Source organism: Streptomyces zaomyceticus (assembly GCF_014656215.1).
Taxonomy (GTDB): Bacteria; Actinomycetota; Actinomycetes; order Streptomycetales; family Streptomycetaceae; genus Streptomyces; species Streptomyces zaomyceticus.
This window is the reverse complement of the sequence record NZ_BNBZ01000025.1, coordinates 48,380-72,715: the sequence shown is the minus strand read 5'-3', so window position 1 is coordinate 72,715 and position 24,336 is coordinate 48,380. Positions and strand designations below refer to the sequence as shown.

The 24,336-nt window shown below is 71.8% G+C and carries 27 protein-coding genes and 1 pseudogene; 14 read left to right on the top strand and 14 right to left on the bottom strand.

The features are described from left to right. Positions 1-153 precede the first annotated feature (153 nt). Positions 154-636: a CarD family transcriptional regulator gene (locus tag IE311_RS27320; RefSeq protein ID WP_003953493.1), complete on the bottom strand. Its 483-nt coding sequence runs from the start codon at positions 634-636 to the stop codon at positions 154-156. A gap of 678 nt (positions 637-1,314) precedes the next feature. Here IE311_RS27320 and IE311_RS27315 point away from each other — a divergent pair. Further along, positions 1,315-1,971, top strand: coding sequence for a DUF461 domain-containing protein (locus IE311_RS27315; protein ID WP_189834487.1), 657 nt, complete (start codon positions 1,315-1,317; stop codon positions 1,969-1,971). Between the two features lie 142 nt (positions 1,972-2,113). Here the strand turns inward: IE311_RS27315 and IE311_RS27310 are convergent, their stop codons facing one another. Further along, a complete protein-coding gene (locus tag IE311_RS27310; protein ID WP_017242433.1) occupies positions 2,114-2,794 on the bottom strand; it encodes a response regulator transcription factor in 681 nt (226 codons plus the stop codon). Continuing rightward, positions 2,791-4,020: a sensor histidine kinase gene (locus IE311_RS27305; RefSeq protein WP_189834486.1), complete on the bottom strand. Its 1,230-nt coding sequence runs from the start codon at positions 4,018-4,020 to the stop codon at positions 2,791-2,793. Before IE311_RS27305 ends, IE311_RS27310 begins: the two co-directional genes overlap by 4 nt. A gap of 264 nt (positions 4,021-4,284) precedes the next feature. Here IE311_RS27305 and phoU point away from each other — a divergent pair, with 264 nt between their 5' ends. Continuing rightward, entirely contained in the window at positions 4,285-4,965 is a 681-nt protein-coding gene (phoU, locus tag IE311_RS27300; RefSeq protein WP_189834485.1) for a phosphate signaling complex protein PhoU, read from the top strand. Between the two features lie 106 nt (positions 4,966-5,071). After that, complete coding sequence (locus IE311_RS27295; RefSeq protein WP_189834484.1) at positions 5,072-5,224, top strand: hypothetical protein; 153 nt, start codon at positions 5,072-5,074, stop codon at positions 5,222-5,224. Positions 5,225-5,358: 134 nt separating this feature from the next. Here IE311_RS27295 and IE311_RS27290 read toward each other — a convergent pair whose 3' ends face one another. From IE311_RS27290 to IE311_RS27280, 3 genes and pseudogenes are all read right to left on the bottom strand, one after another. After that, positions 5,359-5,832 (bottom strand): GNAT family N-acetyltransferase, encoded by a 474-nt coding sequence (locus tag IE311_RS27290; protein WP_189834483.1) that lies wholly within the window; start codon positions 5,830-5,832, stop codon positions 5,359-5,361. Positions 5,833-5,973: 141 nt separating this feature from the next. Then, positions 5,974-7,332: a S41 family peptidase gene (locus IE311_RS27285; protein ID WP_189834482.1), complete on the bottom strand. Its 1,359-nt coding sequence runs from the start codon at positions 7,330-7,332 to the stop codon at positions 5,974-5,976. Positions 7,333-7,507: 175 nt separating this feature from the next. After that, positions 7,508-7,657, bottom strand: a pseudogene (locus IE311_RS27280) (response regulator transcription factor); the annotation flags it as partial. On the opposite strand from IE311_RS27280, the gene IE311_RS27275 reads away from it, so the two are divergent. Continuing rightward, positions 7,602-7,778 carry a DUF6223 family protein gene (locus IE311_RS27275; protein WP_189834523.1) on the top strand — a complete coding sequence of 59 codons (177 nt, stop codon included), beginning with the start codon at positions 7,602-7,604 and terminating at the stop codon, positions 7,776-7,778. The pseudogene IE311_RS27280 and the gene IE311_RS27275 overlap by 56 nt on opposite strands. A 73-nt stretch (positions 7,779-7,851) precedes the next feature. Here the strand turns inward: IE311_RS27275 and IE311_RS27270 are convergent, their stop codons facing one another. Next, positions 7,852-8,613 carry a phosphoglyceromutase gene (locus IE311_RS27270; protein WP_189834481.1) on the bottom strand — a complete coding sequence of 254 codons (762 nt, stop codon included), beginning with the start codon at positions 8,611-8,613 and terminating at the stop codon, positions 7,852-7,854. A gap of 125 nt (positions 8,614-8,738) precedes the next feature. On the opposite strand from IE311_RS27270, the gene IE311_RS27265 reads away from it, so the two are divergent. Continuing rightward, positions 8,739-10,106, top strand: a complete 1,368-nt coding sequence (locus IE311_RS27265; protein WP_229902194.1) for an MDR family MFS transporter — start codon at positions 8,739-8,741, stop codon at positions 10,104-10,106. Here IE311_RS27265 and IE311_RS27260 read toward each other — a convergent pair. Continuing rightward, the gene (locus IE311_RS27260) at positions 10,096-11,052 is read right to left on the bottom strand and encodes an MBL fold metallo-hydrolase (protein WP_189834480.1); all 957 of its coding nucleotides are present in this window, start codon (positions 11,050-11,052) and stop codon (positions 10,096-10,098) included. The two genes, IE311_RS27265 and IE311_RS27260, sit on opposite strands and share 11 nt — an antisense overlap. A gap of 115 nt (positions 11,053-11,167) precedes the next feature. Here IE311_RS27260 and IE311_RS27255 point away from each other — a divergent pair, with 115 nt between their 5' ends. After that, positions 11,168-12,271, top strand: a complete 1,104-nt coding sequence (locus IE311_RS27255) for an AraC family transcriptional regulator (RefSeq protein ID WP_189834479.1) — start codon at positions 11,168-11,170, stop codon at positions 12,269-12,271. Here IE311_RS27255 and IE311_RS27250 read toward each other — a convergent pair. From IE311_RS27250 to mshA, 3 genes are all read right to left on the bottom strand, one after another. Then, positions 12,171-13,829, bottom strand: coding sequence for a glycosyl hydrolase family 28-related protein (locus tag IE311_RS27250; RefSeq protein WP_189834478.1), 1,659 nt, complete (start codon positions 13,827-13,829; stop codon positions 12,171-12,173). The genes IE311_RS27255 and IE311_RS27250 overlap by 101 nt on opposite strands. 127 nt (positions 13,830-13,956) lie before the next feature. After that, positions 13,957-14,457: a type III secretion system chaperone family protein gene (locus IE311_RS27245; RefSeq protein WP_189834477.1), complete on the bottom strand. Its 501-nt coding sequence runs from the start codon at positions 14,455-14,457 to the stop codon at positions 13,957-13,959. Further along, positions 14,450-15,817 carry a D-inositol-3-phosphate glycosyltransferase gene (gene mshA / locus IE311_RS27240; RefSeq protein WP_189834476.1) on the bottom strand — a complete coding sequence of 456 codons (1,368 nt, stop codon included), beginning with the start codon at positions 15,815-15,817 and terminating at the stop codon, positions 14,450-14,452. The genes IE311_RS27245 and mshA overlap by 8 nt, the downstream gene beginning before the upstream one ends. A 204-nt stretch (positions 15,818-16,021) precedes the next feature. Between mshA and IE311_RS27235 the strand changes: the two genes are divergently transcribed. The 3 genes from IE311_RS27235 (at position 16,022) to IE311_RS27225 (ending at position 19,793) form a co-directional block, all read left to right on the top strand. Then, a complete protein-coding gene (locus IE311_RS27235) occupies positions 16,022-16,855 on the top strand; it encodes a class I SAM-dependent methyltransferase (protein WP_189834475.1) in 834 nt (277 codons plus the stop codon). 289 nt (positions 16,856-17,144) lie between these two features. Next, a complete protein-coding gene (locus IE311_RS27230) occupies positions 17,145-18,194 on the top strand; it encodes a C40 family peptidase (RefSeq protein WP_189834474.1) in 1,050 nt (349 codons plus the stop codon). A gap of 297 nt (positions 18,195-18,491) precedes the next feature. Next, positions 18,492-19,793 (top strand): PP2C family protein-serine/threonine phosphatase, encoded by a 1,302-nt coding sequence (locus IE311_RS27225; RefSeq protein ID WP_373313988.1) that lies wholly within the window; start codon positions 18,492-18,494, stop codon positions 19,791-19,793. A gap of 128 nt (positions 19,794-19,921) precedes the next feature. On the opposite strand, the gene IE311_RS27220 is transcribed toward IE311_RS27225, so the two are convergent. From IE311_RS27220 to IE311_RS27210, 3 genes are all read right to left on the bottom strand, one after another. Next, positions 19,922-20,269: a DUF2516 family protein gene (locus IE311_RS27220; protein ID WP_189834472.1), complete on the bottom strand. Its 348-nt coding sequence runs from the start codon at positions 20,267-20,269 to the stop codon at positions 19,922-19,924. 89 nt (positions 20,270-20,358) lie between these two features. Then, positions 20,359-20,937 (bottom strand): hypothetical protein, encoded by a 579-nt coding sequence (locus tag IE311_RS27215; protein ID WP_189834471.1) that lies wholly within the window; start codon positions 20,935-20,937, stop codon positions 20,359-20,361. A gap of 52 nt (positions 20,938-20,989) precedes the next feature. Next, positions 20,990-21,415, bottom strand: a complete 426-nt coding sequence (locus tag IE311_RS27210; RefSeq protein WP_189834470.1) for a helix-turn-helix domain-containing protein — start codon at positions 21,413-21,415, stop codon at positions 20,990-20,992. Positions 21,416-21,535: 120 nt separating this feature from the next. Between IE311_RS27210 and IE311_RS27205 the strand changes: the two genes are divergently transcribed. From IE311_RS27205 to IE311_RS27185, 5 genes are all read left to right on the top strand, one after another. Further along, complete coding sequence (locus tag IE311_RS27205) at positions 21,536-22,057, top strand: hypothetical protein (protein ID WP_189834469.1); 522 nt, start codon at positions 21,536-21,538, stop codon at positions 22,055-22,057. A gap of 59 nt (positions 22,058-22,116) precedes the next feature. Next, positions 22,117-22,467, top strand: coding sequence for a hypothetical protein (locus tag IE311_RS27200; RefSeq protein ID WP_189834468.1), 351 nt, complete (start codon positions 22,117-22,119; stop codon positions 22,465-22,467). A 111-nt stretch (positions 22,468-22,578) separates the two neighbouring features. Continuing rightward, positions 22,579-22,974, top strand: coding sequence for a helix-turn-helix transcriptional regulator (locus tag IE311_RS27195; protein ID WP_189834467.1), 396 nt, complete (start codon positions 22,579-22,581; stop codon positions 22,972-22,974). A gap of 101 nt (positions 22,975-23,075) precedes the next feature. Further along, positions 23,076-23,492, top strand: a complete 417-nt coding sequence (locus IE311_RS27190) for a VOC family protein (RefSeq protein ID WP_189834466.1) — start codon at positions 23,076-23,078, stop codon at positions 23,490-23,492. Between the two features lie 226 nt (positions 23,493-23,718). Further along, positions 23,719-24,294, top strand: a complete 576-nt coding sequence (locus IE311_RS27185; protein ID WP_373313987.1) for a DinB family protein — start codon at positions 23,719-23,721, stop codon at positions 24,292-24,294. The last annotated feature ends 42 nt before the right edge of the window (positions 24,295-24,336 follow it).

Here is a 24,336-nt window from a genome sequence, read left to right as displayed (position 1 = left end):
CCGCACGGGTCGTACGTGAAGGTGCCGTACGTGACGGTACGGGCATGGATATGCCGCAGCGCCCGACGGCAGCGCTGTGTGGATCACAGCACGCCAGCGGGCACCGCGGCATTGCTTCACTTGGTAGCGCGCTCGGATGTCTTCAGAGCACGCTCAGGACGCGAGGACCTCGTCGAGGAGAGCCTCGGCCTTGTCCTCGTTCGTGTTCTCCGCGAGGGCCAGCTCGCTGACCAGGATCTGCCGAGCCTTGGCGAGCATGCGCTTCTCACCGGCGGAGAGACCGCGCTCGCGCTCGCGCCGCCACAGGTCGCGTACTACTTCGGCGACCTTGATGACATCGCCGGAGGCGAGCTTCTCGAGATTTGCCTTGTAGCGACGGGACCAGTTCGTCGGCTCTTCGGCGTACGGTGCGCGCAGCACCTCGAAGACCCGGTCCAGCCCGTCCTGACCGACCACATCGCGAACACCGACGAACTCCGCATTGTCCGCCGGCACACGAACCGTCAGGTCGCCCTGCGCGACCTTGAGCACCAAGTAGGTCTTGTCCACGCCTTTGATCTGGCGAGTTTCGATGGCCTCGATCAGCGCGGCCCCGTGATGGGGATAGACCACGGTGTCGCCAACCTTGAACGTCATGTGACAGGTACCCCTTCCGTGGCTATCCAGGGTAACACGGATACAGCTTCTTCTGAATGGCGTTTTCGCAGGTCAGGGCATATCTCAGGGCTTGACAACAGCATCACGAACGTGCTGCGGAGGGCTTCCGGAAGGCGGTATTCGCAGGTCGGAGCGGCTGCGTGGACGGAGAGAAACGCGCACGTTACACCTACCCGGAGCCCCTCCGGGGAGGGGTGATGCCCCGTTTTGTCGGGTTCAGAGCACTCTACTTCACCTACTCCGTTCGAGGATCGGTCACTCGTACGGATGCATCGCGCGGTGATTCCGCAATTGATCAGCCGACCCGTCTCCGGGATTTTCCGGAGGTACGGCTCCGGGGAATGCGGGGCGGCCCTCGAATTGATCAAGGCGGTTATGTGAACAACAGGTCAATGGGTCGTGATCCGGCCACGTCGGCCGATGCCCGCCGCCCGCCGGGATCGTCGCCGAAGACGATCGGGGAGGGCCTGGCGACGCCCCCGGAGACGCCCGGGACCGGTTAGGGGCGGGTCGGGTGCGGGACGGAGAGTGCGGCTCGGTAACCTAAGCGCGCTGACGCACCTTTAGTTGGCCCTTGGTTCCGAAGGTTCCGAAGGTTCCAAAGGTTCCGAAGCCTGTCCCTAGCCTGTTCCGTACGTCCTAGGAGATGCCGCCGCCGTGAGCCGCAGCCTTCGACGCGGCGCCCTCGCCGCCACCGCCATCGTGTTCTCCATCGCCGCGCTGTCCGCCTGCGGGGCGGGCAACGACGCGCAGACGCTCGGCATCCGGCCGGACAACGCCGCCGTCACGGTGGACGACGTCAAGATCCAGAACGCCCTCGTGATCACCCAGCCCCTGGACGTGGCCAAGGGCCCGGCCGCGGTCTCGGCCACCGTCTTCAACAACGGGAGCCAGCCGCAGACGATCGAGTCGATCAGCCTGCCGGGCAGCAACGCCACCGTGACGCTGAAGGCCGCGTCGGGCGCCGGCCCGATCGTCGTCCCGGCCGGCGGCTCCGTCGTCATCGGCGGCGAGGGCAACGCCTCCGCCGTCGTCGAGAACGGCAGCGAGTCCACCCGCGACGGCGACGCGCAGCGGGTCGTCTTCAAGCTGAGCGAGACCGGCGACGTGGGCCTGAGCGCGTTCGTCGTCCCGGCGACGCACTACTTCAAGGACTTCGGCCCGAGCATCCTCCCGGCTCCCCCGGGCGCCACCCCCAGCGCCACCGCGTCGCCCTCGGGCGAGGCCGAGGGTGAGCACGGCGCCGAGGGCGAGCACGGCGGCGAGGCCTCGGGCGAGCCTTCGGGCGAGGCCAGCCACGCGGCCGGGCACTGACCGTACGGACATGAAAGGGGCGCCCCCGGTGGGGGCGCCCCTTTCACGCGTTCATCGCTCTCAGGCCCGCGTTCTCCGGCTCACGCGCTCCGGCCTTCGCGCGGCAGCCTTCGTGCTCGGGCCTTCGTGCTCCGGCTTCGCTCTACGGCTCGAACTTGTAGCCAAGACCGCGGACCGTCACCAGATAGCGCGGGGCGCCCGGGTCCGGCTCGATCTTCGCGCGCAGGCGCTTGACGTGGACGTCGAGGGTTTTGGTGTCGCCGACGTAGTCCGCGCCCCAGACCCGGTCGATGAGCTGCATACGGGTCAGCACACGGCCCGCGTTGCGCAGCAGCATCTCCAGGAGGTCGAACTCCTTCAGGGGCAGATCGACCTTGCCGCCCGAGACCGTCACCACGTGACGGTCGACGTCCATCCGGACCGGGCCGGCCTCCAGGGCCGCCGGCGTGACCTCCTCCGGCTCACCGCGGCGGCGCAGGACCGCGCGGATGCGGGCGACCAGCTCCCGCGAGGAGAAGGGCTTCGTCACGTAGTCGTCGGCTCCTATCTCCAGCCCGACGACCTTGTCGATCTCGCTGTCCTTGGCGGTCACCATGATGACCGGGACGTTCGAGCGGCCGCGCAGCTGACGGCACACCTCGGTACCGGGCAGCCCCGGAAGCATCAGGTCGAGGAGGACGAGGTCGGCCCCGTTGCGCTCGAACTCGTCGAGGCCGTCGGGCCCGGTCGCCGCCACGGCGACCTCGAAGCCTTCCTTGCGAAGCATGTACGACAGGGCGTCGCTGAAGGATTCCTCATCCTCGACGACGAGCACTCGGGTCACGGAAGGACCTCCGGGGCAGGAAGCGGTTCGGTCATGAGATCAGGCGTGGGGGACGAGGCGGGTCGGCGGTCCCGTACGGCGCCCGCCTCGGGCAGCCGCAAGGTGAAGGTGGAGCCCTGACCCTCGGTGCTCCAGACGGTGACCTCTCCGCCGTGCGAGGCGGCCACGTGCTTGACGATCGCCAGCCCGAGCCCCGTGCCGCCGGTGGCACGGGAGCGGGCCGGGTCGACGCGGTAGAAGCGCTCGAAGATCCGCTCGCGGTCCCGCTCGGAGATGCCTATGCCCTGGTCGGTGACGGCTATCTCGATCAGGTCCCCGCCGGGTGCCGCGATGTGGCGGGCTGCGATGCCCACCCTCGTACGGGCCGGTGAGTAGTTGACGGCGTTCTCCACGAGGTTGCCGAGGGCGGCCGCGAGCTGGCCGCGGCTCCCCCAGACGTACAGGTCGGCCGCGCCCCCCGACACCATGGTGATCTGCTTGGTGGAGGCGGGCTGCCGGGAGCGGTCGATCGCCTCGGCGACGAGTTCGTCCACGGACACGGGCTCGGAGTCTTCCAGCGGGTCGTCGTTCTGCACGCGGGAGAGGTCGATGAGCTCCTGTACGAGGTTGGTGAGGCGGGTCGCCTCGATCTGCATGCGGCCGGCGAAGCGGGTGACCGCCTCGGGGTCGTCCGACGCGTCCATGACCGCCTCGGAGAGCAGGGAGAGCGCCCCCGTGGGGGTCTTGAGCTCATGGCTCACATTGGCGACGAAGTCGCGCCGTACCGCTTCGATACGGCGGGCCTCGGTGAGGTCCTCGACCAGCAGCAGCACCAGGCGCGAGCCCAGCGGGGCGACCCGGGCGGAGACGGCCAGGGCCTCGCCCCGTCCGGCGCCACGCCGGGCCAGGTCCAGTTCGACCTGTCGTATCTCGCCGTCGCGGCGGGTGTCACGGGCCATGTTGAGCATCGGCTCGATGGCCAGCTTCCCGCCCCTGACCAGGCCGAGGGCGTACGCCGCCGAGCTGGCCTTCACCACGGAGTCGCTCTCGTCGAGGACGACCGCGGAGGAGCGCAGCACGGACAGCACGGTGTCGACGCCGGGCGGCAGCACGGCGTCGGTGTGCAGGGAGGTACGGGTGGGTCTCGCCTGGTCGCGCTCGCTCCAGCGGAACGCCAGCATGGCGATCACGCCGGTGCACACGCCGGCGATCGCGGCCAATGCGGCGACCGCCGCGTTCACGTCCATGCCTCAAGGTTATGCGTGCTCACGGACACTCTCCCAGCCGTCCGAGTGGCTGCTCGAACAGTCGTCGCCCAGAGTTCACCGTGAGGACGGGGCCGGTTCATTTGTCCTGACGGGCGCGGTGGCGCGTGTCGCCCAGAGTTCACCTCGGTGACGGTGGTGGTTCATGTGAGGGGGTGGAACCGGACGCGTACGGGGCCGAACGTGGGAGCGTGGGGGTCCGAAGCCCCACCCGGACCCCGGAGCTTTGCGTAGAGAGGGACATCCATGCGGGACGCGTACCACGAGGAACTCGACTCGATCGGCGAAAGCCTGGTCGAGATGGCCCGGCTCGTCGGGTCGGCCGTCGGGCGCGCCACGACGGCGATGCTCGACGCGGATCTCAAGCTCGCGGAGAGCGTGATCGCGGCGGACCAGAAGGTCGACGACCTCCAGCACGACCTGGAGGCCCGGGCGATAGCACTGCTCGCCCGGCAGCAGCCGGTGGCGACGGATCTGCGGATCGTGGTGACCTCGCTGCGCATGAGCGCCGACCTCGAGCGCTCGGGCGACCTGGCCCAGCACGTGGCGAAGCTGGCGCGGCTGCGGTTCCCGGAGTCGGCGGTGCCGCGGGACCTGCACGCGACCATCCTGGAGATGGGGCAGCTGGCGCAGCGCCTGATGGCGAAGGCGGCGGAGGTCATCATCACGAAGGACGTCGACCTGGCGCTCCAGCTGGAGCAGGACGACGACGAGATGGACCTGCTGCACCGGACGCTGTTCCAGCACCTGATCGACGACCGCTGGAAGCACGGCATCGAGACGGCGGTCGACGTGACCCTGCTCGGCCGCTACTACGAGCGGTTCGCCGACCACGCGGTGTCGGTGGCGAAGCGGGTCGTGTACCTGGTGACGGGTGAGCACGCGGACGAGCTGCAGGCGGCGGACGCGCCGGTGGACGGCGCGTAGAGCCGGTCCGGCACGGGGCGCGGGCGTCGATGCGCCGTTGATGCGCCGGTCCGAGTGGGCATGCAATGGGGGGAGGCGATGTGCGCCTCGAAAGGGAGGGACCCCCATGGCCGAATCCCCCATGACGACCGACTCCGGGGCGGAGGCGCCGCGCGAGGCGGTGTTGCTGCCCGTACTGGGCGCCTGCGGGTGCGGCTCGGGCTGCGGCTGCGGCTGCCAGTCGGGCGGCCCGTGCCAGTGCGGCGGCTGCTCGGGCTGAATCCGTACGGGGCGGGGGGCGGGGCGCGGCTTTGCCGCCGCACTCCGCCCCCTGTCGCGTGTCGGCTGCCGCGTGTCGGCTGTCGCCGGTCGTCCGCCGGGGGCTCTCGTCGGGCGTCGGGCGTCGGGCGTCGATCAGATGTCGAGTACGCCGACGGTCTGGCCGCCGCTGAGCTCACCGGTCGTACGGAAACCGAGCCGCTCGTAGAAGGCGCCGGGGCCGTCCTCGCCCGGTTCCCAGGTGACGTACAGCTTCTGCTCGCCGCGTCGGCGCAGCTCGTCGCGCACGGCTTCGACGGCGAAGCGCCCGTAGCCCTTGCCCTGCCCGTCGGCGGCGATGTTGAGCCGCCAGAGACCGCTGCGCCGGTCGGCGGGGTCCTTCTCCGGGTTCCAGGGGAGGTCGAGGAAGGCCATCAGGAAGCCGACGAGACGGTCGCCGTCGAAGATCAGCCGCGGCCAGGCCGCGTCGCCGTGCACATAGGCCTCGGCGAGGGAGTGCGAGACGGGGGAGACGTTCCGCTCCTGGTGGGGGTGGACCCGCAGGCCGAGGGCGGCGTCGACGGTGGCGGGGGTGACCTTCTCCAGGCGGAGGGCGGGGCGGGTGCTCATGGCCTGGACCGTAGCGATCACCGGCGACGAACGCCCGTGAATATCGGACGGGCGTGCGGAGACCGACGAACCGGTAGCCGAAGTCGCCGGTGCTCCCTCAGACCCTTCAGACCCTTGGGCCCCTTGGGCCCCTTGGGCCCCTCAGTGCTTCACCGCCTTCAATGCCTTCAGCCCCTTCAGCGCCGTGACGGCCGCGTCGAAGGCCGAGTCGCGGTTCTTCAGGAACTCCTCCTCGGTGAAGACCGGCGTCCGAAGGTGCGGGGGGATGCCGGTGACGTCGTAGGTCCGCCCCGTGCGGGTCAGGAACTCCTCGTTCGGGAGCGAGAACTCCATGCCGTTCGGCAGCAGGCGGTCCAGGGTGTCCGAGAAGACGCCCTGGGTCGGCCCGCCGACGCGGAGGGTCCGGCCGGGCCGGTCGATGAGGGCCTGGACGAAGGTCTCCCCCGCGCTGAACGTCGTGTCGGCCGTGAGCACCGCGACGGGCCCGGTGTAGCGGGGCGCGTCGGCCGGCTCCACCCGGACGGGCTGCGGCGAGGTGTACCGGGTGCGCTTGCGGTAGGCGACGTACGGGGTGTCGGTCAGGCGCCCGGCGAGGTGCACGCCCAGGGCGTCCTCGCCGCCGCCGTTGACCCGGAGGTCGATGATCAGGCCTCGGAGGGAGGCCGTCCGCGCGCGGGTGAGGACGGTGTCCAGCGCCCGGTCCAGTTCGGCGAGCTGGTCGGCGTACGTGCTCTCCTTCCCCGCGTAACCGGAGAATCCGGAGATGCGCAGGTAGCCCTGCCCGTCGGGCAGGTCGGCATAGGAGATCCGGCCGTTCCCGAACTCCTGCGGGCTCCTCCCGCCCAGGTCCCGGCGGACGATGTGCTCCTTGGCCCTGGTGTCCAGGAGGTCGGGCCTGATCGTGGTGCCGGGCCGGACGTGGGGGCGGGGAAAGCCTCCGTCGGAGACGGAGGTGTGCGCGTCGTACAGCGGCGCCACCATGTCGTCGAGGAGGTCGAGGAGTTCCTCCCTCTTGATGTCCGGGCGGACCTTGGGACGGTACGTGTCCCGGACCGCGTGCCAGTCGACGCCCCGTTCCTCGAAGAAGGGGTAGTTCTCCTCGAAGGTCTGCCAGAAGACGTCGAACGCCTTCGGCGCATCGTCCTCCGGCAGCGGTTGGTCGCAGATTTTCGGCATCGCCTCGAGCCGCCGCAGCCGGCGGTCGCCGGTCGAGCCGGCCACGTGCAGCGTTCCCTCCGGACGGACGGTGAGCAGGGCGCCGTCCTCGGTGCGGTAGGTGCCCGGGGCCGTCCGTACGGCCTCGGCGCCGGGCACACAGCCGAGCGCCGTCGTCTGGTACTCCTTCAGGTGCCCTTCCGCGATCGACAGGACCGACCCGTAACCGTCCACGCGCCAGATGCCGTCGGCGGATCCCGCGCGGCCGTTCGGGTGTCCCGCCGCGGCGACGGGCCCGACCGTCCCGGCGGCCAGGACCGATGCCATGGCGATGGTCACGGCCATGGCTCCTCCGAACCTCTTGTGTCGCATCCGGCGTCCCCTTCTCGTCCACGGCATGCCGGGCCGGTGCGGCCCGACCACGAAAACGATCATGGCCGGGGTCCCGCATCCGAGAACATCCGGCGAGCCCGCGTCCGGCCGGGGGGATAGCCCCCTCACCGTCAGGTGGTGCGCGGGGTCACCGGCCGCGGGTCACCGGCCGCGGGGTCACCAGGCCTGATTCGTAGGCGAGCAACACGAGTTGGGCCCGGTCGCGAGCGTGGAGCTTGGTCATGGCGCGGTTGATGTGGGTCTTCGCGGTCAGCGGGCTGATCACCATGCGGTCCGCCGACGGCGGCCTCGGCACCGGCAACGGGCTGGGCGGGGCCTATGTGGCCCTCCTGCTGGGGCTGACCGCCACAGCCCTCGGCGGCCTGGCCCGAACCCGCTCGCGCCGCCCCACCGACTGACCGGAACCCGCCCTAAGCACGAAAACGCCCCCGATCCGCGCCGTGCGCGCGGTCGGGGGCGTGATCGCTGTTCCTACTTCTTCTTGCCCTGGTTCTTGACCGCCTCGATGGCCGCCGCCGCGGCGTCCGGGTCGAGGTAGGTGCCGCCCGGGGTGAGGGGCTTGAAGTTCTCGTCGAGCTCGTAGGCGAGCGGGATGCCCGTCGGGATGTTGAGGCCCGCGATGTCCTCGTCCGAGATGCCGTCGAGGTGCTTGACCAGGGCGCGGAGGCTGTTGCCGTGGGCGGCGATCAGCACGGTGCGGCCGGTCAGGAGGTCCGGGACGATCGCGTCGTACCAGTACGGGAGCATCCGCTCCACGACGTCCTTCAGGCACTCGGTGTCCGGGCGCAGCTCCGGCGGGATCGTCGCGTAGCGCGGGTCGTGCGCCTGCGAGTACTCGCTGTCGTCCGAGAGCGCCGGCGGCGGGGTGTCGTACGAGCGGCGCCACAGCATGAACTGCTCCTCGCCGAACTCGGCGAGGGTCTGCGCCTTGTCCTTGCCCTGGAGGGCGCCGTAGTGGCGCTCGTTCAGGCGCCAGGAGCGGTGGACCGGGATCCAGTGGCGGTCCGCGGACTCCAGCGCGAGCTGGGCGGTGCGGATGGCGCGCTTCTGGAGGGAGGTGTGCAGCACGTCGGGCAGCAGACCGGCGTCCTTGAGCAGCTCGCCGCCGCGCGTCGCCTCCTTCTCGCCCTTCGCGGTGAGGTTCACGTCCACCCAACCGGTGAACAGGTTCTTCTCGTTCCACTCGCTCTCGCCGTGGCGGAGGAGGATCAGCTTGTACGGTGCGTCGGCCATGCGTACGAGCCTAATAGACCGCTGACGATTGACGCGCGTCGTCAATTGGCTGGCGTCCGACACATGAGATGCGTAAGTTACGAAAGCCGGAAGCAGGGCTTACGTACATCAAGGGGCCGCCACACATGTCCATCGACTCGCTCAGACGATCAGCCCGGGCGACGGTTTCCGGCCTCCCGCAGGGCTTCTGGTGGCTCTGGCTGTCGACCCTGGTCAACCGGACCGGGGCTTTCGTCCTGACGTTCCTCTCCCTCTATCTGACGGTGGAGCTCGGGCACTCGGCCTGGTTCGCCGGACTCGTCGTCGCCCTCCACGGTCTCGGCGGCGTCGCCGGCTCCCCGCTCGGCGGCACCCTCACCGACCGCTGGGGCCGCCGCCCCACCATGGTCACCATGCACCTCGCGGCCGCCGCCTGCGCCGCCGCCCTCGCCGTCGTCACCAGCGCCTGGGCCATCGCCACGGTCGTCCTCCTCATGGGCGTCGCCATGCAGGCCGTCCGCCCCTCCATCAACGCCACGATCGCCGACATGGTCCCCGCCCACGAGGTGCGCCGGGCGTACGCCCTCAACTACTGGGCCCTCAACCTCGGCTTCGCCATCGCCTCCATCGGCGGCGGCGCCGCGATCTTCCTCGGCTACCGCACCCTCTTCGTCGTCGACGCCGTCGCCACCGTCCTGTGCGCCGTCATCGTCTTCCTCCGCCTCCCCGAGACCCGCCCCGAGGCCCGTACCGACAAGGCGGGCGAGCCGGTCGTCGAGGCCAAGGTCAGCATGGTCACCGTGCTGCGCGACGCCCCCTTCCGCACGCTCGTCCTCCTCAACCTCCTCGTCTGCCTCGTCTTCACCGCCCCGTGGATCGGCCTGCCGCTGACCATGGCGGACCAGGGCCTCTCCCCCTCCTCGTACGGCGTCGTCATCGCCGTCAACGGCATCGTGATCGTCGGCTTCCAGCTGCTCGTCAACAGGCTGACCGACAAGCGCTCCCCGGTTCTCCTGCTGAGCCTCTCCTCCCTCCTCTTCGCCGTCGGCACCGGTGCCACCGCGCTCGCGGGCTCCTCCGTGGTGGCCTTCGCCGCGACCGTCGTCGTCTGGACCGTCGGCGAGATGATCCACGTCCCGACGAACGCCGCCGCCACCGCGCTCCTCGCCCCCGAGCACGCCCGGGGCCGCTACCAGGGCGTCATGGGCATGTCCTGGGCGGTCGCCGGATTCGTCGCCCCGATCGGCGCCGGTGCGATCGTCGACGGCCCCGGTCCGAACGTCCTCTGGGCCGCGACCTTCGCGCTCGGCATCCTCGCCGCCGTCGGCTACACCCTGCGGCTGCGCAAGGCCCTCGTCGACGACAGCGACGTCGACGGCAGCGGCAGCGGCAGCGGCAGCGGCAGCGGCGGCCAGGGCGACATCGTCGGCATCGCGGGCGAGGCCGAGGTCGAGGTCGTGGTCGTCGGTGACATCACCGGGGACTCCACCGGCAAGGCCGCCGTCAGCGCCTGACCCGGAACCCACTCCCCTCCCTGCGCACTTCGGCGGTGCCCGATCCCCCGAAGTGCGCCGGCACGACCAGCTCCCGCTCGTCGGCGGCCCGTTCGAGGATCCGGCGGCGGCTCACCGACGCCGCCGCCGCGTCCAGGCAGAAGCAGCTGTTGTGCGCGGGGTCGAGGATCTGCACCGGGCTGTGCAGGAGATCCCCGACGAAGACCGCCCGCTCTCCGCCCGACGCGAGCCGAAGGACCGCCGAGCCGGGCGTGTGCCCGGGCGCGGACTCCAGGGTGAGGTGCTCGTCGATGCGGTGGACGCCGTCCCACAGCAGGGTCCGCCCCGCCCGGTGGAGGGGCGCGACACTGTCCTCGTAGACGAGCCGGTCGTCCTGGTGCAGGCCGCCGCCGTAGGCGTTGTCCGGCCCGAAGTGGGCGTCGTCCGCCGCCGGTACGAGGTACTGGGCGTGCGGAAAGGTCGGCACCCACTCCCCGCCGGAGCCGTCGGACCCGCCAGACCCGCCAGACCTGTCGGTGCCGTCGGTGCCGTCGGTGCCGTCCGCGGGCCGGGTGTTCCAGCCGACGTGGTCGGCGTGCAGATGGGTGTTGACGACGACGTCCACGTCCTCCGGGCGGACACCGGCCCGTTCCAGGAGGCCGAGGAAGTCCCCCTGCCAGTGGTGGAACTGCGGCGAACCGGGCCGCTCCCGCCCGTTGCCCACCCCCGTGTCGACCAGGATCGTCCGGCCCGCGCTGCGCAGCACCCATGTCTGCAGCGCCATCACCGCCAGGTCCCCGTCCGGGTCCCAGTGGTCCGGCGCGAGCCAGTCCTCATTGCTCTTCCACGTCTCCGCCCCGGCCGTGGGGACGAGTTCGCGGGCGGGCGCGAACGGCCCCCGCCACTCGACGACCCGGATGATCTCGACGTCCCCCAGGAACGTGCGCTGTGCGTTCTCTCGCGTCATGTCCTCGACGTTAGGGAGCCCGGTTGAGCCTCTCAATGCCCGTACGGCTCTGCTGGATACGCGTACGTCTCACCGTGACGGCCGACCGGCGGGCGGACGGGGCTACGCTGACGCGATGGACGTGGTGAGCGACGCGATCTCGGCCGTACGCATCGGGCGGCCCTCCTCCCGGCGGGTGAGGGTCGCCGGGAGCTGGTGCACCCGCCTCGCCCCGTACGAGGGCGCGGGCTTCCATGTCGTCCTGGAGGGGAGCTGCTGGCTGCTGCCCGACGGCGGCGAGCCGGTCGGACTCGGTCCGGGCGACGCCGTCCTGCTGCCGCACGGGACCGGGCACGTGCTCGCCGACGGGCCCGTCGACGCGGCGGGGCTCGCGCGCGCGGTGCCCTTCGAACGGTGGGAGGACGGGACCGGGCCGCGGCCGCCCGTCGTCCCCACGGGGAGCGTCGTCCCCGAGGACGGCACCGCGGTCGAGATGCTGTGCGGCAAGTACCGGCTCGACCGCAGCCATGCCCACCCGCTCCTGGCGGAGCTCCCCCCGCTGGTCCATCTGCCGTACCGGGCCGACGGCGCCGACGGCACCGATCCCGGTCTCCGTTCCGCCATCGCCCTTCTCGGCCACGAGGTGGGCGAGCGGCTTCCCGGCGCCGCGGTCGCCCTGCCGAGCCTGCTCGACCTGCTCCTCGTCTACATGATCCGCTCCTGGACGGCCGGGAACGGCGCCCGGGGAAGCCGGGCCGGCACGGCCGGGACCTGGCCGGCCGCCCTCGGCGATCCGGTGACCGCCGCCGCGCTGCGGGCCCTGCACACCGACCCGGCCGCCCCCTGGACCAACGACCTGCTGGCGGCGGCGGCGGGTGTCTCCCGTCCCACCCTGGCCCGCCGCTTCACCGCCCTGGTCGGCAGGCCCCCGATGGCGTATCTCACCTGGTGGCGGCTCACCCGCGCCGCCGCCCTGCTGCGGGACACCCACGACCCGTTGGCCTCCGTCGCCCGGCGCGTCGGCTACAGCACTCCGTACGCCCTCTCGCACGCCTTCCGCCGGGAGTTCGGCACGACCCCCGGGCAGTACAGGGCCGACCGGGCCGCGGCTGTCGCCGGCCGACCGGGCGTCCGCGCCGCTATCCCCGCCCGAGCGCCCGCTGCGCCTCGTACAGGTTCCGCGGGCGGACCGATCCCGGGTTTCCGTACGCCTCGACGCGCGCGTGGAGGTCGCCCGTGAAGTCCGGGACGTCGGTCTGGTCGAACTCCCGGACCTCGCTGATGCCGACCGTCGCGCTGTACGGGGCGATGCCGTCGATCTTCACCAGGCCGGCCCGGCCGTTGGTCACCGTCACGTTCCAGTGGGCGAACCGGGCCCCGTAGAGCGGGCCCGCGGAGGCGTCGCCGCCGTGCCGGCCGTTGTTCTCGACCGTGATCTCGGTCCGTACGTTCGCGAAGGGCATGCCCCGGTGGGTGTCGAAGGTGCCCATCTCCATCACCCCGCGCGACCAGACGTTGTGGCTGGAGAGGCCCTCGACGTTGATGCCGTGGAGCTGGGTGCCGGCCGGCGCGGGGACGGTGCGGGCCGCGATGCGGAAGTCCTCGACCAGGTTGTCGTGCGCGCCCTCCCGGCAGAAGTAGGGGTGGTGGGAGCCGCGTCCCTCCACCCTTGTGCGGCGCAGGGTGCAGGCGGAGGCGGCGACGAGCCCGAAGCCGTTGTCGACGTGCCGGACCACCACGTCCTCCGCCCAGCAGTCGTACGCGCACTGGAAGGTGACGCCGTTGTAGCCCTTGTCCAGGAGGTGCGGGGACTGCGGGGTCTCCACCGCCTCCAGGGTCAGACCCACCACCCCTGAGTGGGTGAGCGCCTCCGCCCCCGAGATGAGCCGGGGGTCCCACTCCGGGCGCGCGTCGAGCGGGAGCGGGCGCTCCAGGGTGACGGTCCGGCCCCGCACGGAGGTGATCCGTACGGGCCACTCGTAGGGGACGTAGCTGGTCAGCTTCGTCTTGTCGTCCCAGGTGTACGCCTCCGGGCCCGGGCCGTCGCCCGCCATGTGCTCCAGGAGCGTGTGGTCGGCGTCGTCGGCGAGGCGGAGGACGACGAGTCGGCCGGCCCGGAGGTCCGCTGGGTCGTCGACGGTGACCGAGCGGTCGCCCCGGCGGGCCGGGCGGACGGTCGTGAGCGTGGTCCACCCGTCGCGCCGGTTGCCGGTCCAGCCCTCGAAGGGCCAGGCCCGGTCCCGTATCGCGGCGACGAGGGAGTCGTGCCGGGCGTGCGGGGAGAGCCAGATCAGGCCGCCCGCCCAGGACCAGGAGGACTTGTCGCCGCCGTAGCGGGAACCGTAGGGGCCGATCAGCTCGGTGAGGCTCCGGGTGGCGAGCAGTCTCGTCCGGCCGGAGCCCGCGCCGCGCAGGACGACGCCGCTGTGGCCGATCCGGAGGTAGTCGTCGATCCGGTACGTGCCCGGCGGCAGCAGGACCGTGCCGCCGCCGCGCTCCCCGGCCTCCGCGAGGGCGCGGTTGATCGCGGGCGCCGAGTCCGCTGAGCCGTCGGGGGCGGCCCCGTGGGCGAGGGCGTTGGCCACGACGCGCGGGCGGGGTGAGCGGCGGGCGCCGCCGTGGGCGCCCGCCCGGCCCACGTAGGGGATCTGGGGGTGGGTGTAGGGGGCGGCTTCGAACTCCCGCCAGAGCCCTGCGGGGCGGGTGGGGGGAGCGAAGCCGGTCGTGCCCAGTGCCGCGGTCGTGGCGCCCGCCACCGCCACCGCGCCGCCGACGAACTGCCTTCTGCTGAGTGCCATACCCCTGAACCTTTCATGTATATGAACGGTGTTCAGATGTGCGTCGGGCGAGAGCATGACACCGCAGACCTCTTGCGGGAAGAGGCCGGTTGCCGGGTTTCAGCTGCTGGACGTCGGTCGCCGAGCTTCAGTCAACGGGCTTCCGGGTCAGGTTCTTGAACGCGTCGAGGTTCCGGGTCGACTCGCCGCGCGAGACCCGCCACTCGTACTCGCGCCGGATCGCCGAAGCGAAGCCCAGCTCCAGAAGCGTGTTGAAGTCGCCGTCCGCCGCTTCGAGGACCGAGCCGAGGAGCCGGTCCAGCTCGTCGGGGGTCACGGCGGAGAGCGGCAGCTTGCCGGCCAGATAGATGTCGCCGAGGCCGTCGACCGCGTAACTCACCCCGTACAGCCTGAGGTTGCGTTCGAGCAGCCAGCGGTGGACGCCCGCCTCGTTCTCGTCCGGGTGGCGGACGACGAAGGCGTTGAGAGAGAGGGAGTGGCGCCCGACGCGCAGCGAAAGCGTCGTGAAGAGCTTGCGCGTACCGGGGAGTTTGACCACGTAGGAGCCCGGCTCGGGGGACTCCCACTCCAGTTCAGCGTCCTTGAAGGTGTCCTCGACGATCCGCCGAACGTCCTCGGTCTCAGCCATGGTGGGAGCGTACGCGACGGCGGTTGTCGCGCAGCCGGTGGTCGTGCATGGCGGCCGTGTACACATCCGCCGTGCCCGAGGCCGCCGTGTCCCAGCCGAAGGACCCGGCGTGCCGGGCCGCCGCCGCGCCCATGCGGGCCGACAGCGAGGGATCCGCGACGAACCGGCCCAGCGCGCGGGCGTAGTCCACCGGATCGTGCCCCTGGACGAGGAAACCGGTCACGTCGTCCCGTACGGCGACGGGCAGCCCGCCCACCGCCGCCGCGACGACCGGCGTGCCGGCCGCCTGCGCCTCTATCGCCACCAGGCCGAAGGACTCGCTGTAGGACGGCATGACGAGCACGCTCGCCGCGCGGAACCAGTCGGCGAGGCGGTCCTGGCCCACCGGCGGATGGAAGCGCACGATGTCCGCGATGCCGAGCCGGGCGGCCAGCTTCTGCAGCCCCTCCGGCTTCGCGAGACCGCTGCCGCTCGGGCCGCCGACCACGGGAACGACCATGCGCGAGCGCAGCGAGGGATCCCGCTCCAGGAGCTCGGCGGCGGCCCGCAGCAGGATGTCCGGGGCCTTCAGCGGCTGGATACGGCCCGCGAAGACCGGGACGAAGGCGTCCTGCGGCAGCCCGAGGCGGGCACGGGCGGCGGCGCGGCCGTCGGCGGGGCGGAAGTGGTCGAGGTTGACGCCCGGGTGGACGACCGCGATCTTGCCGGGGTCCGCCTCGTAGAAGCGGGCGAGCTCGTCGGCCTCCTCGGCCGTGTTGGCGATCAGCCGGTCGGCGGCCGAGACGATCTGCATCTCGCCGATCACCCGGGCCGCGGGCTCGGGCGTGTCACCCTCGGCGAGCGCCGCGTTCTTGACCTTCGCCATGGTGTGCATGGCGTGGACGAGCGGGACGCCCCAGCGCTCGGCGGCGAGCCAGCCGACGTGTCCGGAGAGCCAGTAGTGGGAGTGGACGAGGTCGTAGTGGCCGGGCCGGTGACCCGCCCACGCCTGCATCACCCCGTGCGTGAAGGCGCAGAGCTGGGCCGGCAGCTCCTCCTTGGCCAGGCCCTCGTAGGGGCCGGCGTCGACGTGCCGGACGAGGACGCCCGGGGTGAGCTCGACGACCGGGGGGAGACCGCCGGTCGTGGCCCGGGTGAAGATCTCGACCTCGATGTCGATGGCGGCGAGGCGTTTCGCCAGCTCGACGATGTAGACGTTCATACCGCCCGCGTCACCCGTGCCCGGCTGGTGCAGCGGGGACGTGTGGACACTGAGCATGGCCACGCGGCGCGGAGTGCGGTTCCGGCCGGGAAGCCGGAGTCGCGTCGGCGCCGGGTGCCGGTGCCGGGTACCGGCGAACCGGGACACGTACTGGCTCACGTCGGCGGTCCTTCCGCTCGGGGGGCTGAGCTCGGGCGCCGCGGGCATGACGGCGGGAGGGCGTGGGGCGCCCTCCGGCCCGGTCAACACCGGAATGAACCCTTTCATTTCCATCGGAGGCCGCGTTTTGCCAATTCATTACCGGGGTGGCGGCGAGTCCGCCGGACGGGCCGCCCCACGACCCCCACCCCTTACGCTCTTCGCATGGCCCCGCGCACCACCCGCCCCCAGAGCTCCGCCCGGGGACACCATCAGTCCGCTTCGCCCGTCGGCACCCCGACCCGCGGGACCACCAACCCCAACCGTCTGCGCCGCATGGACCGCTGGATCGCCGCCACCCACGGCCCGGCCCTGCGCCGCTCCCCCGAGCCGCCGCTCGCCGTGGACCTCGGGTACGGGGCCGCCCCCTGGACCGCCGTCGAGCTCCTCGCCCGGCTGCGCACCGCCGAACCCCGCACCCGCCTCTACGGCATCGAGATCGAACCCGCACGCGTCGAGGCCGCGAAGCCGTACGAACACGAGGGCCTCTCCTTCGTGCACGGCGGCTTCGAGGTGCCCGTACCCGGCCGGGTGACCCTGATCCGGGCGGCGAACGTGCTGCGCCAGTACGACGAGGAGCAGGTCGCGGCGGTCTGGCAGCGCCTGTGCGGGCGGCTCGCACCGGGCGGACTCCTGGTGGAGGGCACCTGTGACGAGATCGGACGCCGGCACGTGTGGGTGGCGCTCGACGGGAGCGGGCCGCGCACGGTGACCTTCGCGACCCGGCTCGGCTCGCTGGAACGCCCCTCGGACCTGGCGGAGCGGCTGCCGAAGGCGCTGATCCACCGGAACGTGCCGGGCGAGCCGGTGCACGCGTTCCTGCGCGACTTCGACCGGGCCTGGGCGGCGGCGGCCCCGTACGCCTCGCTCGGCGCACGGCAGCGGTGGATCCGCTCCGTCCGCGACCTGGCGGCCGACTGGCCGCTGACGGACGGTCCCCGGCGGTGGCGCCAGGGCGAGGTGACGGTGCGGTGGGAGGCGCTGGCACCTCGGGGGTGAGGGGCGGGCGGAGGGCGCCGGGACCACAGTGGTGAGGGGCGGGGGAAGGTGCCGGGACCTCGGCGGCGAGGGGCGGGCGGAATTCGGATGCGTCGCCTCTTTTCCCAACTCCCGCTGAATTTCCGGTACGCCGGGAACGCCACACACGTATCGCTCGTCCCCCGTGGGGGGAGCAGGCCCGACAGGCCCTGGTTTCCCCTGTTGCTTTCCGGTTTCGCATGGCACTATCGCCAAGGTCACCACTAAGTTACTGACGGTAAATCAGATTTGGTCACTCGAGGGGGAGCTCGTGAACCGACGCCGCCACGCCACCGCCGCGATCACTGTGATCTGCGCCTTGACCGTGCTGGCCTCGCCCGCGCTGACCCTCCAGGCCGCGGCCGCGCCGCTGCCCCCGCCGGCTCCGAAGAAGAGCCTGGAGGAGGTACGCCAGGAGATAGACGACCTGTACCGGCAGGCCGCCGTCGCCACCGACGCGTACAACCTCGCGGAGGAGAAGACCAAGGAGCAGTCCGCCGAGATCGTCCGGGTCGCCCGGATGATCGTGGAGGGCCGCGAGAAGATCGAGGACCTCAAGGCGCGGGCCGGTGCCGCCGCCCGCGCCCAGTACCGCAACGGCGGGCTCCCCGAGGACGCGAAGTTCGTCCTCACCGACGACCCGCAGCTCTTCCTCGACACCGCCGGACGCCTCAAGGCCGGGGCGAAGGCCACCACGGACCTGCTCGGCGAAATGAACCGCACCCAGGCGCAGTTGGACGTCTACGCCAAGGACGCCGGACTCAACTGGACCAAGCTGGAGTCGCACCGCGTCCGGCAGGCCCAGGCGAAGAAGGAGATCAACGACAAGATCACCGCGGCGAAGAAGCTGGAGTCCGCACTCGCCGCCGAGGAGCGCGAGCGGCTGCGCCGCCTCGAGGAGCAGGCGCGGAACAGGGCCCAGACCACCTGGCTCGGTACCGGCGTCCTCAGCGGCCTGAAGGGGGACACCACGGCGGCGGCGAAGAAGGCGATCGAGTTCGCGACGGGCCAGATCGGCAAGCCGTACGAGTGGGGCGCGGAGGGCCCGAGCTCGTTCGACTGCTCGGGGCTGACCCAGAGCGCCTGGGGCACGGCCGGCCGGCCGATCCCGCGGACCTCGCAGGAGCAGTGGCGCCTGTTGCCGCGCGTCGACATCAAGGACATGCGGCCGGGCGACCTGATCGTCTACTTCAAGGACGCGAGCCACATCGGGATGTACGTCGGAAACGGCACGATGGTGCACGCGCCGCGCCCGGGGCGGAACGTGACGCTCGCGGGTGCGGGCTCGATGGAGATCCTCGGGGTCGTCCGCCCGACCTGACGGGGGCGTCCGCCCGACCTGACGGGGGGGGCGGCCGCCCGACGTGACGGAGTGCACGCGTGGCGGCGGAACCGGACGGGCCCCACCCGGCGTGACGTTTCTCATTGCCTCCGGGCCGTCCCGCCCGGCGTACGGGGGCAAGTACCTCCCCTTCCGCGGCATATGCCAGCAACGACGCGGGTGACCACCGGCTGATCACCATTCCGTTGCGCACCGCCCTACCGCTATGGTCCGGGACGGGCGGGGCGCCACCCGGCGCCCTACGCACCCTCGGGGGGAGGGAAGGAACCCGGACCGATGCCCGTATCCGTACCGCGTCAGAGAATCGTCTCTGCTGCTGCGGGACCCGGCGACGCCACCGCTATGGACGCCACCGCTATGACAGGCACAGTCACAGGCACCGACCGCACCGATCTCACTCTCCTGGTCGTCGAGGACGACCCGGCGGGTGTCCTCGCCGTACCCGAACTGCTCGACGCCGCGGACGCCGCCGGCACCCGGGTCCGGATCCGCACCGCCCGCAACCTCACCGAGGCCGAGCGGCTCCTCACCGACGACGTGCACTGCGTCCTCGTCGACCTCTCCCTGCCCGGCCCCCGGGCCGCCGCGGGCGAGGACCCGCTCGCCCCGCTGCGCCACATCCTGCGCCTCGCCCCCCGCCACGCCGTCCTCGCGCTCGCGACCTCCGCCGACGCGGAGCTGGCGGCCGAGGCGGTACGCGTCGGCGCCCAGGACCACCTCTTCCGCGAGGAACTCGACGGACGGCTGCTGAGCCGGGCCATCCGGTACGCGGTCGAGCGCAAGCGCGCCGACGCCGTCCAGGTGAAGCTGGCCGAGTCACGGCTCCGCGCCCAGGAGAACGCCCGCCTGGAGCGCGGGCTGCTCCCCACGCCCCTCCTGGAGGGCTCCGACCTGCGGTTCGCGGCCCGCTACCGGCCCGGCCGCGAGCGCGCGCTGCTCGGCGGCGACTTCTACGACGTGGTGCGTACGCCCGACGGCACCGTCCACGCCATGATCGGCGACGTCTGCGGGCACGGCCCCGACGAGGCCGCGCTCGGCGTCGAGCTGCGGATCGCCTGGCGGGCCCTGACCTTCGCCGGACTGTGCGGGGACGAACTGCTCTCGACGATGCAGCAGGTCCTGGAGCACGAGCGGGAGAGCGAGGAGATCTTCGCGACCCTGTGCACCGTCGACATCGCACCCGACGGACGCCGGGCGGGCCTCTGCCTGGCCGGCCACCCGTCACCGCTGATCGCCCGCCAGGGGCGGGCGGCACGGCTGCTCCCGTACGAGGACGGCGGCCCCGCCCTGGGTCTGCTGCCGCGCGCCCGCTGGCCGCGCCGGCAGGTCGAGCTCGGCGGGTCGTGGAGCCTGCTCATGTACACGGACGGACTGATCGAGGGCCGCTCGGCCGGACCCGGCTCGCCGCGGCTCGGCCAGGACGGGATGGTCGGGATGATCAACCGGCAGCTGGCGGCGGGCCTGCGGGGCGAGGAGCTCCTGGAGGCGGCCGTGACGGAGGTCCGGTCCCTGAACGGCGGCGAGCTGACGGACGACGTCGCGGTCCTGGCGCTGGAAAGGGAAAGGACCCGGGGATAGCTCCCCGGGCCCTGCCCGTTGTGTCTTCGTGCCGTGGCGCCGTCCGACGGTCGTGACGTCCCACGGTCGTGCCGTGGCGCCGTCGTGTCGCGTGTCGCCACCGACCGGCGGAAGGACCCGGCGGTCGGCTACCGGCCGCCGTTGTAGGGGCCGTACGGCCCGTCGCTGCTGGAGCCACCGCCCCGGCGGCCCCGGCCACCGCCGCCCGAGACCTGCGCGAGCGCGGGGCGTACGTCCACCATGAAGACGATGGCGGCGATCACGCCCGCGATCTGCAGGAACAGCATCGGGAACAGCAGGTTCAGGGCGAGGTTGATGCCCAGGATGATCAGCCAGAACTTCTTCGTCTGCTTCTCGGCGGCGCGATACGCGTCCTCGCGCGCCATGGCGGCGAAGACGAGCGCGGCGACGGCGAAGCCGGTGAAGATCAGGAACATCACCAGGGAGAGAAGGGAGTCGAATCCCGCGCGCAACATGCTGAGCACCGCCTAGAGAAGAGGGGAAGAGCGCCTCGCGGTCAAGGTACCCGGTTCAACGCACCGGCTACCCGAATTGGTGCCCGGCCCTACTCCTTCTCAGCGGCGACGGCCGCCTTCTTGGCGGGCGCCTTGCGGGCGGTGGTCTTCCTGGCGGGCGCCTTCGGCTCCTCCGCCTTGCCCTCGGCCTTGGTGTCGGCCTTCCCGTCGGCCTTGTCCTCGGCCTTCGTCTCCTCCGGCTCGACGACGACGGCGATCTCGACGATCTCCTCGGCGACCTCGCCACGCCAGGCCTTGACGGCCTCCTCGCCGTGGGCGGCGACCTCCTCGTACTTCTCGCGCGCCTTGACGGCGTACTCGGCGGCGACGCCGACACCGCGCAGGGCGAAGTCCTGGGCGGTGTCACCGAGCTTCTTCAGGTCCGTGTCGAGACCGCCGACGACATCGGCGAACTTCGACTGCACCGTGGCCTGGGCCTCCTTGGCCTGGGCGGTCACCTTCTCCTGCACGACCTTGGGGTCGGTCTTCCGCACGGCCTCGATCCGGGCGGGCGCCTCGGCGGCCAGCTGCTCGATCAGGCCGGGGACCTTCTTGGCCTGCTGCACGGCGAGGTCGGCGGTGCCGGCGGCGAAGTAGAGAGGGGTACGCAGTTCGTCGATGATGGCCATGCTGGTGGTCCTCCCGGATGTGACGTGCGAGCGAAGGGGCTGGCTCAGAGGGTCAGGGGGTCAGGGGTTCTTCGGCATCGGGCGCGCCGGCGGGCCGGGGGGCCGTGGCCTCGGCGGCCGCGGCCGCGGCTTCGGCGGCGTTCTCCTTGCGGAAGGAGTCGTAGATCTGGAGCAGCACCTGCTTCTGCCGCTCGTTGATCGAGGGATCGGCGAGGACGACGGCCCGCGTCTCGAGCTCGTCCTGCGCCTTCTCGTCGAGAATCCCGGCCCGTACGTAGAGCGTCTCGGCGGAGATCCGCAGGGCCTTGGCGACCTGCTGCAACACCTCGGCGCTGGGCTTCCGCAGCCCGCGCTCGATCTGACTCAGATACGGGTTCGACACCCCGGCGGCGTCGGCGAGCTGCCGCAGGGACAACTGCGCGGTCCTCCGCTGCTCGCGGAGGTACTCGCCGAGATTGCCGACGTTGAGCGATGCCATGCCCCGACCATGCCAGCCTTTGCTAACTATTGCAAGCACCCGCTTGCAGCAGCACGCGGGCGCGGCGCGGAGCCCGTAATCCCCTGGGTTCCGGCCGCGCGAGCCCATAGATTGGCGTGCGTGGGGGCGCGGGGGCAGAGCTATCGGTACGTAGGTCCGGCGGAGCTGAAGGCGTTCGTCCAGGCGGGCAGTGAGGGCCGGAGCATCCGCTCGTCCGCGGACTTCAGTACGTGGGTCACCGCGCTGACCTCGAAAGAGCTGGCCGAGCCCTTCACATTCGTCGTCGATGACGGCGGGGTGCTGCGACTGGCTCCGCGCCGCAGCGAGCACGTGGTGTGCGCGGGCGGCGGAGACGTGCTGAGCGCCGGCGAGATGAGCTTCCGCGAGGAGTCCGGACGGTGGGTGGTCGACGAGGTCACCAACCAGTCGACCGGCTACTGCCCGGACATCGGCTCGTGGCCGGCCGTGGCCGAGGCCCTGGACCGGATCGGGATCCATCGCCCGTCCGGGTTCACGCACGAGGTGGTCTTCCGCCGATGCCGCTCGTGCCGGGAGCTCAGCATCGTGCGGGAGCAGGACTTCGTCTGCGTCTTCTGCGGCGAGGATCTGTCTGCTGAGGGGATCACGGGGGAGTCGGAGTGACGGGTCGAACGGCGAAGATCCCCTCGCGGTGCGAGTGCGGCAGCACAGCGACGCGACGGGTGAACCAGTTCATCCTTCACGACGCGTTGTGGTGGGACTCGGAGTTCTCCTGCGGGACCTGCGGCATCTACCTGTGCGAACAGTCCGGTCCGGAACCGGCGCCGGACGACGTCCGGGAGGCCCTCCTCGCAGCGCACGGACCCGCCAGGCTCCGGCTGGTCGGTCCGGTTCCCCGTCTCGTGCCCACTCTGAAGGTCCTTCGGGAGGTCTTCTCGGCGGCCTCGTTGTCGCAGGCTCGTGAGCTCGCCGCGGAGCTGAGCCGCGACGGCCTGGTGGGGACCCTGCCGGAGATGGAGTTCCTCAGGCGTCGGCTGCTGCTGCGCGGGGTTCACGCCGACATCGCCCCGTAGCCGCTCCCCGGAATCGGGAGTTGCCGCACCCTCGCCCCATCCCTCCCCTCCCCTCCCCTCCCGCCGCTCCGGCCCCGCGCCCCGGTGACCGGCCCGTGCCATGCTGGGGGCGTGACGTTGGAGGACCTGGTGCGGCTGCGTCGTGCGCGGGACGTGATGGATCGCGACTACGCGCTTCCCCTCGACGTTCCCGCCCTGGCCGGGGTGGCCCTCATGTCGACCGGGCACTTCGCCCGCAGTTTCCGCGCCGCCTTCGGCGAGACCCCGTACAGCTACCTCATGACCCGTCGCGTCGAACGGGCCAAGGCACTGCTCCGGCGGGGTGATCTGAGCGTGACGGACGTCTGCTTCGCCGTCGGGTGCACCTCGCTCGGGTCGTTCAGCTCCCGCTTCACCGAGCTCGTCGGCGAGACGCCGTCCTCCTACCGGGCCCGTCGCCACGAGGACGGCGCCGCGATCCCCGCGTGCGTCGCCAAGGTCCGCACCCGGCCGGTCCGGAAGAGCTGACCCGGGGCCCGACCGGAATCCCCCGGCGGTCGTGTCGCCGCGCCCCCAAGCGGTCAGGATCGGAGAAGCGGAATCCGGCACCCGGCCTTAGCGTCGATCGCATGAACGTCAAGCTCTCGCAGTGCTTCATCGCCGTCGACGACCACGACAAGGCGCTCGCCTTCTACCGCGACGCCCTCGGCCTGGAGGTCCGCAACGACGTCGGTTTCGAGGGGATGCGCTGGGTGACCGTCGGTTCGCCCGCGCAGCCGGACGTGGAGATCGTCCTCGAACCGCCGCTCGCCGACCCCAACGCCTCCCCCGCCGACCGCCAGGCCGTGGCCGAGCTGCTCGCGAAGGGCATGCTGCGCGGCGTGATCTTCTCCACCGAGGACGTCGACGCCACCTTCGAGCAGGTCCGGGCGGCCGGCGGCGAGGTCCTCCAGGAGCCGGTGGACCAGCCGTACGGCGTCCGCGACTGCGCCTTCCGCGACCCGGCCGGCAACATGCTCCGGTTCACCCAGCCCCGGTCCGCGTAGCCCCGGTCCGCGGTCCCGGTCCGCGTAGCCCCGGTGGTCCGCGGTTCCGGTCCGCGTAGCCCTCCCCCGTCCGGCCGAGCCTCCCTGGCGACCTTCGCCGTGCCACCCTGTGATGGCCACGGTCAACAGGGAGGTTCCTCATGCCAGTTGAGTACATTCGGTGTCACATGGCGCCGCACGCCGGGAAGAGTGTCCACCACCCCGTCCGCACGGGCGGTGAGCAGTCGTGGTGAGCCCCCGGCGGCGCGGGGACGTCCTCGACGAGACGGGCAGCGCCTCACCGCGGCGCTTCTCCGGCCCCTCGACCGGCGACGAGCGGGCGATGCTCGCCGGGTTCCTGGCGGACCAGCGGACGACCCTGGTCCTGAAGTGCGCGGGCCTGGACGGGGCCGAGGGAGCGGCCTCGATCGCCCGGCGGGCCGTCGAACCGTCCACCCTCTCGCTGCTCGGCCTCGTCCGGCACCTCACCGATGTGGAACGCCGCTGGTTCGGGGCCGTGCTCGCCGGGCAGGACGACGCCGGCCCGCTCTGGTCCTCCGCCGAGGACCCGGACGGCGACTTCGACGGCGCCTCGGCCGATCCCGCGTCCGTCGCCGCCGCCTGGAAGGCCTGGCGGGAGGCGGTCGACTTCGCCGAGCGCTTCGCCGCCGAGGCCCCCGACCTCGACGTCTCGGGCCACGACGCCTGGCGCGGCACGGTCTCGCTCCGCTGGGTCCTGGTCCACATGATCGAGGAGTACGCCCGCCACAACGGCCACGCGGACCTCCTGCGGGAGCGGATCGACGGGGCGCGCGGCGCCTAGGGCGAGCCGGCCCTCGCGGATCCGCTCGCGGTTCCCGCCGGT